This is a genomic window from Pseudonocardia sp. ICBG601 (genome assembly GCF_020496245.1).
The window spans coordinates 22403-30265 of record NZ_JAHLJA010000074.1 but is presented as its reverse complement, the minus strand read 5'-3'; the positions used below and the strand labels follow the sequence as shown (position 1 = coordinate 30265).

The window sequence follows — 7863 nt, the reverse complement described above, 5'->3', positions numbered from 1 at the left end:
CAGAAGTCGGGGCTGCGCAGCACCTCGGTGGTGATCTCGTGGTCGACCGTGGTCCAGGTCAGGGCCGAGCGCACCATCCGCCCTGACCACGGATCTGCTCGTAGGCCGGGTACGGGTCCCCCGGACCACCTCCGGGCTGATGATCATGTGGGCGCCCAGGTCGCCCTTGCCCGCCTGGCGGGTCACCTCCTGGCGCATCGCCCCGTGCCGCAGCACCCACCGGATCCCCGTCGTACGCCTCGCGATGCCGCCAATGCCGGCCTCCCCGCCTCGTCGTCGAGCTCGAATCCAAGCTACCAGGGGTAAGTTACCGCGGGTAGGCGCGTTTCGCTCGCCCCGGCGGGGGGTGGCCCCGGGGTCACCGGTACCAATGACGGGTGACCGCCGTCGGGGAGCCGCGCCTGCTCGCGGTCAGTGACCTGCATGTGCGGTACGCGGAGGACGGCGACATCGCCGCGGGGCTGCGCCCGTCGCACCCCCCGGCGACTGGCTGATCGTCGGCAGGTGACGTCGACGAACGGATCGAGATCGTCGTCGCGACGCTCGCCGCGCTGCGCGACCGCTTCGCCCGGTGCTGTGGACACCGGGCAACCACGAGCTCTGGACCCGCGCCAAGAACGTCCGGGCCGACTCGGTCGAGCGGCTCTCCGGTGTCGCCCGCTACGACGAGCTGGTCCGCCGCTGCCGGGAGATCGGGGTGCTGACCCCGGAGGACGCGTGGCCGGTGTGGGACGGGCCGGGCGGGGGCCGGTCGTCGTCGCGTCGCTGTTCGTGCCCTACGACTACTCGTTCCTGCCCGCCGGCACCTCGACCCCGGAGGAGGGGCTGGCCGCGGCCCACGCCGCCGGTGTCGTCTGCACCGACGAGTACCTGCTCCACCCGGACCCGTACGCGACGCGGGCGGAGTGGTCCGCGCCCGGGTGGCCGCCACCGCCGCCCGCCTCGACGCGCTCGCCCCGGACCTGCCGACCGTCCTGGTGAACCACTGGCCGCTGGTCCGCGAGCCCTGCGACGTCCTGTGGTACCCGGAGTTCGCGCTCTGGTGCGGGACGACGGCGACGGCGGACTGGCCCGCCGCTACCGGGCCCGGGCGGTCGTGCACGGTCACCTGCACATCCCGCGCACGGTCACCGTCGAACGGCGTGCCGTTCGTCGAGGTGTCGCTGGGCTACCCGCGGGAGTGGCGACGCCATTCCGAACGGATCGGCGGGCACTTCCCGGACCAGTTGCCGCGCACGGTGTTGCCTGCATCATAGTTAGGCAAGGCTTACCTTGCTATAGCCTCGGGGTCCGTCGACACCCGAGGAGAACGATGACTGCGCTGCGCGTCGCCGTGATCGGTGCCGGTCCGGCCGCCGTCTACACCGCCGACACCCTGCTGAAGTCCGACGCCGACGTCACCGTGGACCTGTTCGAGAAGCTGCCCGCACCGTTCGGGCTGGTCCGCTACGGCGTCGCCCCGGACCACCCGCGGATCAAGCAGATCGTGCACGCCCTGCACCGCGTGCTGGACCGCCCCGGTGTGCGGTTGTTCGGCAACGTCCACGTCGGGACCGACATCACCCTGTCCGACCTGCGCGAGCACTACGACGCGGTCGTCGCGGCCACCGGCTGCGAGCGGACCGGGACCTCGACGTCCCCGGGATCGACCTGCCGGGCAGCCACGGTGCCGCCAGCTTCGTGCAATGGTACGACGGCCACCCCGACGTGCCCCGGGACTGGACGCTCGACGCGTCGTCGGTCGCGGTGATCGGTGCCGGGAACGTGGCCCTGGACGTCGCCCGGATCCTGGCGAGCACCGCCGAGGACCTGGCGAGCACCGAGATCCCGGACTCGGTCCACGCCGGCCTCTCCCGCAACCCGGCCACCGACGTGCACGTGTTCGCCCGTCGCGGGATCGCCCACGCCCGGTTCAGCCCGATGGAGCTGCGCGAGCTCGACCACGTCCCGGGCGTCGAGGTGATCGTCGACCCGGCCGACGTCGAGTTCGACGACGTCGCCGCCGCCGAGGTCCGCTCGGCCAAGCACGTCGAGATGGTGGTGCGGACCCTGCAGGGGTGGGCGCTGCGCGACCGGCGCGGCGATCCGCGCCGGGTGCACCTGCACTTCCTCTCTCGCGCCCGAGCGGATCCTCGGCACCGACCGCGTCGAGGGCATCCGGATCGAGCGCACCGAGTACACCGGCCACGGCGACGTCCGCGACACCGGCCGGTTCACCGACTTCCCGGGTCGGTGCGGTCTACCGGGCGATCGGCTACACCGGCTCGCACCTGGCCGATCTGCCGTTCGACCACGAGCACGGCGTGCTGCCGCACCGCAAGGGGCGGGTGCACGACATCGACGGCCAGGAGCTGCCCGGCGTCTACGCCGTCGGCTGGATCAAGCGCGGACCGGTCGGGCTGATCGGGCACACCAAGGCTGCGCGTCGGAGACCGTCGCGAGCCTGCTGGCCGACGCCCCGCAGCTGCCCCGGGCGCCCCGCCGCGATCCGGCGGAGGTCGAGGCGCTGCTGGAGCGCCGGGGCGTGGCGTACACGACCTGGAGCGGCTGGCTCGCGCTCGACAAGCACGAGCGCAGCCTCGGCGAGGCGCGCGGCCGCGAGCGGACGAAGGTCGTGCCGCGCGAGGACATGGTGGAGATCAGCAGAACGGGATGACCTTCCGGCCCACGACGCCGGATGCCGGGGTGGGTGGTCGCGGAACTCCGCGGCCGCCCACCCGATCACTCCCGCGGGTCCCGCGGCGCGGGCAGTGCCCGCGGGGGCCGGCGGCCGACCGGTTCGCGCCGTCCGTGCTCCCGGGACGGGACGAGCAGCCACCACAGCACCCACACTCCCGGGCCGCTGGCCAGCAGGATCGCGGTGGCCAGTCACCCGTCGCGCCACAGGGCGCCGGCGACGATCCAGCCCGCGATCCACACCGCCATCGCGACGAGCCGGATCCGGATGCGACGACCGTGCTCGACCGCCAGCGGCTCGGTCAGGTCGGTGACGACCTGGACCCGTTCGCGACGGCGGCGCATGCCGCCGACGCTACGCGGGGTCAGCCGCGCGTGCGCTCCCCGAAGCGGCGGCGGAACTTCTCGACCTGGCCCGCGGCGTCGAGCACCCGCGCGTTGCCCGTCCAGAACGGGTGCGACGCCGAGGTCGTGTCCACCTTGATCAGGGGATAGGTGTTCCCGTCCGACCACTCGACGGTCTCGCGCGAGGTCTCGGTCGACCGGGTCAGGAACTCGTCGCCGGTGGACGTGTCGCGGTAGACGACCGGGCCGTACGGGGGGTGGATGCCGGGCTTCACGGTGTTCCTCCTGCGTCGCGGGTGTTACCGTCATAGTAATCGAGAATGATTACTGTTTGCAGGAAGGGGTGCCGGTGGACGGGTTCACGGTGGTCCGGTGCGGGGCCTGTGCCCACGCGCCGTCGGGATTCGACGAGGACGCGCACGGCACCGTCGCAGCCCTGCCCGGCATCGACGAGGTGCTGGTGGAGGGTCTGCGCGCGGTGGTGCAGGACAGCGCCCACGGGGTGCTCGTGACCACCGTGTGCCGGCTCGGGCCGGGCGTCTGTGCGGTCCGCCGGCCCGGGCTGATGCTGCTGGTGCAGGCCTGCGACGCGACCCGCACCCGTCCCGAGTCGCCGGTGGTCGCGGTCGGCCCGGTCCGCAGCACCGACGACGTCCGCGCGGTGACCCGCTGGCTCCAGGACGGCGCGCCCGACCCGCAGGCACTGCCCGCACGGCTGCGTTGCGCGATCACCCCGGAGACGGCCCGGGGCTGATGCCTGCCTCTCCGAGAGGCCGGGCCCGCCGCTCCGTCTTGCAAGGAACCTTGCCGATCGGCAACCTGGCGGTGTGGACGACACCGGACGTGACGTGCTCGCCGGGGTGGGCCCGCGGCTGCGGGACCTGCGCCGTCGCCGCGGCGCCACCCTCGACCAGCTCGCCGCGGAGACCTCCCTGACCGCGAGCACGCTGTCCCGGCTGGAGACCGGGAAGCTGCGGCCGACGCTGGAGCAGCTGCTGCCCCTGGCCCGGGCCCACGGGGTCCCGCTCGACGACCTGGTGCAGGCACCACCGACCGGCGACCCCCGCATCCACCTGCGCCCGGTGCGCCACCGCGGGCTGGTGTTCGTCCCGCTGACCAGGCGCGGTGGTGGGGTCCAGGCCTTCAAAGTGATCTACCCTCCGGCGGCCGCGTCCGCGACGACCGCCCTGCAGACCCACGAGGGCTACGAGTGGTTCTACGTCCTCGACGGCCGGGTGCAGCTGGTCCTCGACGACACCGAGCACCTCCTCGATCCCGGCGAGGTCGTCGAGTTCGACACCGGCACACCGCACTGGATCGGCAGTGCCGACGACCGGCCCGCCGAGACGCTCGCGCTGTTCAGCCTGCAGAGCGAGCACGCACACCTCAGCCACGGCGCAGCGGGTCCGGGCCGCCACTGAGCCCGGTCCGCCCGCTTTCTCCCTCGCGCGGCCGGGTCGTGGTCGGGCAGGGTCGGGGTGTGAGCACCCTGCGCCGGACCCGATGCCGTTGCGCGGCCGGACCGCGCTCGTGACCGGCGGTGGCCGTCGCGGAGGGATCGGGCACGCGACCGCCTGCCGGCTCGCCGCGTACGGCGCGGCCGTGGTCGTGCACCACTTCGCCCCGCACGACGCGGCGCAGCCGTGGGGCGCCGACGACGTCGACGACGCGCTGGCCGAGGTGCGGACGCACGCGACGGCGCCCGTCGCCGGGGTGCACGCCGACCTCGCCGACCCGTCCGCGCCGCAGTGGCTGCTCGACACCGCCCGTGAGCTCGCCGGGCCGGTGGACCTGCTCGTCGCCAACCAGGCGCTGTCGGGGTCCGACGGCCCGCTGGGGGAGCTGTCCGTGGAGCTGGACCGGCACTGGGCGGTCGACGCGCGTGCCTCGATCCTGCTGGTCCAGGCGTGGGCGAATGCGCACGACGACACCGTCCCGGGGGTGCGGCCGTCCTGCTCACCTCGGGGCAGGCACGCGGGCCGATGCCCGGTGAGGTGGCCTACGCCGCGGCGAAGGCGGCCGTCGCGGGGATCACCCCGACCCTGGCCGACCAGCTCGCGGACCGGCGGCTGCGGCTCAACACGGTGAACCCGGGGCCGGTCGACACCGGCTACCTCGGCGCGGACGCGTTCCGCGAGATGGCCCCGATGTTCCCGTTCGGCCGGTTCGGTGAGCCGGACGACCCGGCCCGGCTGATCGCCTGGTTGTGCACCGACGAGGCGGCCTGGATCACCGGACAGGTGATCGACTCCGAAGGTGGGTTCGCGCGGCACCGGAACGGGTGGCGCCCCGGGTGAGGTGGAGCGGACGACGGGATTCGAACCCGCGACCCTCACCTTGGCAAGGTGATGCGCTACCAGCTGCGCTACGTCCGCATGCGCACCGTCCCCGGTGCGTGCCCGACCACGATAGCCCACCGGATCCCGGTCTCCGCGCCGCACCCCGGCGATGATCATTACTGCGCCGGGGTGCGGGTACACCGCCGTCATGAGCGGACGGTTGGACGGGACGACGGTGATCGTGACGGGAGCGTCGAGCGGCATCGGTGAGGCGACCGCACGGGCGCTGTCGGCCGAGGGTGCGACGGTGGCGCTGCTGGCCCGGCGCCGGGACCGGCTCGAGGAGCTGGCGGACTCGCTGCCGGGGTCGTCGGTGCACCCGGTGGACGTCACCGATAACGACGTGTTGCACGCCGCCGTGGCGGCCGTGGTCGAGCAGCACGGCGGGCTGGACGTGCTGGTCAACAACGCCGGCGTCGGGGCCTGGGGCCCGGCGGCCGAGGCCGACGTCGCGGACTGGCGCAGGATGATCGACGTCAACCTCATGGGCGTGCTGTCGGCGACGCACGCGGCCCTGCCGCACCTGGCGACGGCAGCCGGTGGCCCGCGCGGCGTCGCCGACGTGGTGACGATCAGCTCGGCGGCCGGACGGCGGGTCCCCTCCCCGCACAGCAACGTCTACGCGGCCACCAAGCACGGGGTCGGCGCGTTCTGCGAGGCGCTGCGCCAGGAGTACGCCGAACGCCACGTGCGGGTGGGCCTCGTGGAGCCCGGCCTCGTCACCTCGGAGATGACGACCTCGGGTGCGCAGTACGCGCCGGACGTGACCTCGACGGGCGAGCGCGGGGTGCTGCAGCCGGCCGACATCGCCGACGCCGTCGTCTACATCGTGACCCGCCCGCGGCACGTGGCGGTCAACGAGGTGCTGGTGCGGCCGGTGGAACAGGTGCGGTGAACCCTCAGTCGACTGTCCAGTTCCCGTCGGCGGTGATGACGAGTAGTAGGCGTCCACCGTCGGCGGGAAGTATGACTGTCCCCTCGTATGCGCCGATCTCGTTCACGACGAGGTCGGAGTCGGAGCCGCTGATGGCGTAGACGACGAAGTTGCTGCTGCCATCGTGAGTGAGGCTAGCAACGTCGCGTGGGGAGTCGACCATGACGACGTCGTCCGCGGATCCCGTCAGTGGGAACGAGCCGACCTCGCGTGCGGTGTTGATGCCTCCGATCGTCAGCGTCCATGCGGCGTCCGCGGTGATCTGGAGCCGGGTGAGGGGAGCGGTCGAGGACGATCCCCGAATGCCGTACAACGTTGTTCCGGAGTAGCTTCCGATCTCGTTGACGAGGGTGTCCTCATCCGACTTGACGATCACGTTGCTGGAGCAGTCCTTGCAGGAGAACGCGACGATCGCCGTGTCACGAGGAGTGTCGAGGCGCACCACCTCGTCTCCCGTCCCTGTGAGGCTCTGCGGCGCAGGCTCCGGAGGCGGTGCGGGTGTCGTCGGAGGGCTGTAGCTGTAGGTCGGTGGGGCGACCGCCGGGGCTGCCGCAGGTGCCGCGGCTGTGCCACTCTGGGCGCTGTCGCGCGGGCCAGCCGAGGCAACTGCCGCGCCGATGATCGCCATTGTCGCCACCACCCCGACGGCCAGAGCTAGCGTCCACCTCGGAGGGCGGACGGGGGGCGGGGTGGGCGTGGGAGCCGGTTCGGCGGTGCGCTGGGCCGGGATGACCCACCACGGAGCCTGCCCGCCTGACGGATCAAGCTGTGGGGGAGGGGAGAAGCCGGCCGACTGGCGCCGATGTGCACCGTGGCGCTGCTGCGGACTGGTCATCGTGTACCCCCGAACGTCGGAACTCTTCCGTCGTCGCGGGAGTGCGGATGCCCGTTAGCCCCGATTCGGCATCTTCGTCAAAGTTGATGAGCTCGGAAAGCAAGATCCCCGGGGCCGGAGATCCGGCCCCGGGGATCCGGGAATGGTGCGCGATACTGGGATTGAACCAGTGACCCCTACCGTGTCAAGGTAGTGCTCTCCCGCTGAGCTAATCGCGCGAGGCGGCGGCGGGAATCGAACCCGCGTACAGGGCTTTGCAGGCCCTTGCCTAAGCCACTCAGCCACGCCGCCGGAAACCGGCCTGCTGTCGCGGCCCGGCAGAGCGGACGACGGGATTCGAACCCGCGACCCTCACCTTGGCAAGGTGATGCGCTACCAGCTGCGCTACGTCCGCATGTCGCACCGTTCCCGAAGCGTTTCCGCGAGTTCCCGGTGCGTTGGGAGAACAGTAGCGCACGGTCCGTGGCCGCTGTCGAGGGGGTACCCGATGATCGTCTGCCCAGGTCGGCGGTGCCACGACGGCCGGAGGCGTCCGGGGGAGCGCGCTGCCGGCCCCTCGCGGGCGGGTCGGAGACGGCGTGTCGGAGATCCGGTCACGCCCGGGAAAAGTAAGATCCCCGAGGCCGAAATGCGGCCCCGGGGATCCGGGAAATGGTGCGCGATACTGGGATTGAACCAGTGACCCCTACCGTGTCAAGGTAGTGCTCTCCCGCTGAGCTAATCGCGCGTGGGAA

8 protein-coding genes, 5 tRNA genes and 2 pseudogenes are annotated in these 7863 nt (G+C 72.4%); 7 read left to right on the top strand and 8 right to left on the bottom strand.

Features of this window, described 5'->3' with window-relative positions; translation table 11 throughout:
• The first annotated feature begins 377 nt into the window (after positions 1-377).
• Both KPL57_RS72510 and KPL57_RS21620 read left to right on the top strand, forming a co-directional pair.
• Positions 378-1256: pseudogene (locus KPL57_RS72510) on the top strand (metallophosphoesterase).
• A gap of 56 nt (positions 1257-1312) precedes the next feature.
• Positions 1313-2656: pseudogene (locus KPL57_RS21620) on the top strand (FAD-dependent oxidoreductase).
• Between the two features lie 212 nt (positions 2657-2868).
• Here KPL57_RS21620 and KPL57_RS21615 read toward each other — a convergent pair.
• Together KPL57_RS21615 and KPL57_RS21610 are read right to left on the bottom strand one after the other, a co-directional pair.
• Positions 2869-3021: a hypothetical protein gene (locus KPL57_RS21615; protein ID WP_226352959.1), complete on the bottom strand. Its 153-nt coding sequence runs from the start codon at positions 3019-3021 to the stop codon at positions 2869-2871.
• A gap of 20 nt (positions 3022-3041) precedes the next feature.
• The gene (locus KPL57_RS21610; protein ID WP_020624102.1) at positions 3042-3296 is read right to left on the bottom strand and encodes a type B 50S ribosomal protein L31; all 255 of its coding nucleotides are present in this window, start codon (positions 3294-3296) and stop codon (positions 3042-3044) included.
• A 74-nt stretch (positions 3297-3370) separates the two neighbouring features.
• Between KPL57_RS21610 and KPL57_RS21605 the strand changes: the two genes are divergently transcribed.
• The 4 genes from KPL57_RS21605 to KPL57_RS66975 all read left to right on the top strand — a co-directional run bounded on the left by KPL57_RS21605 (position 3371) and on the right by KPL57_RS66975 (position 5318).
• The gene (locus KPL57_RS21605; RefSeq protein WP_226352958.1) at positions 3371-3775 is read left to right on the top strand and encodes a hypothetical protein; all 405 of its coding nucleotides are present in this window, start codon (positions 3371-3373) and stop codon (positions 3773-3775) included.
• Positions 3776-3848: 73 nt separating this feature from the next.
• Entirely contained in the window at positions 3849-4442 is a 594-nt protein-coding gene (locus KPL57_RS21600; RefSeq protein WP_226352957.1) for a helix-turn-helix domain-containing protein, read from the top strand.
• Positions 4443-4524: 82 nt separating this feature from the next.
• Positions 4525-5109 carry an SDR family NAD(P)-dependent oxidoreductase gene (locus tag KPL57_RS72505; protein WP_374203766.1) on the top strand — a complete coding sequence of 195 codons (585 nt, stop codon included), beginning with the start codon at positions 4525-4527 and terminating at the stop codon, positions 5107-5109.
• Positions 5004-5318, top strand: a complete 315-nt coding sequence (locus KPL57_RS66975) for an SDR family oxidoreductase (RefSeq protein WP_374203765.1) — start codon at positions 5004-5006, stop codon at positions 5316-5318. The genes KPL57_RS72505 and KPL57_RS66975 overlap by 106 nt, the downstream gene beginning before the upstream one ends.
• Before the next feature lie 2 nt (positions 5319-5320).
• Here the strand turns inward: KPL57_RS66975 and KPL57_RS21590 are convergent.
• A tRNA-Gly gene (locus tag KPL57_RS21590) sits at positions 5321-5396 on the bottom strand.
• 112 nt (positions 5397-5508) lie between these two features.
• Here KPL57_RS21590 and KPL57_RS21585 point away from each other — a divergent pair.
• On the top strand, positions 5509-6255 hold the full coding sequence (locus tag KPL57_RS21585; RefSeq protein WP_226352956.1) for an SDR family oxidoreductase: 747 nt from the start codon (positions 5509-5511) through the stop codon (positions 6253-6255).
• 4 nt (positions 6256-6259) lie between these two features.
• Here the strand turns inward: KPL57_RS21585 and KPL57_RS21580 are convergent, their stop codons facing one another.
• The 5 genes from KPL57_RS21580 to KPL57_RS21560 all read right to left on the bottom strand — a co-directional run bounded on the left by KPL57_RS21580 (position 6260) and on the right by KPL57_RS21560 (position 7856).
• On the bottom strand, positions 6260-6739 hold the full coding sequence (locus KPL57_RS21580) for a hypothetical protein (RefSeq protein ID WP_226352955.1): 480 nt from the start codon (positions 6737-6739) through the stop codon (positions 6260-6262).
• Between the two features lie 533 nt (positions 6740-7272).
• Positions 7273-7347 (bottom strand) — tRNA-Val (locus KPL57_RS21575).
• A gap of 1 nt (position 7348) precedes the next feature.
• A tRNA-Cys gene (locus tag KPL57_RS21570) sits at positions 7349-7420 on the bottom strand.
• A gap of 30 nt (positions 7421-7450) precedes the next feature.
• Positions 7451-7523 (bottom strand) — tRNA-Gly (locus tag KPL57_RS21565).
• A 258-nt stretch (positions 7524-7781) separates the two neighbouring features.
• Positions 7782-7856 (bottom strand) — tRNA-Val (locus KPL57_RS21560).
• Between the last annotated feature and the right edge of the window lie 7 nt (positions 7857-7863).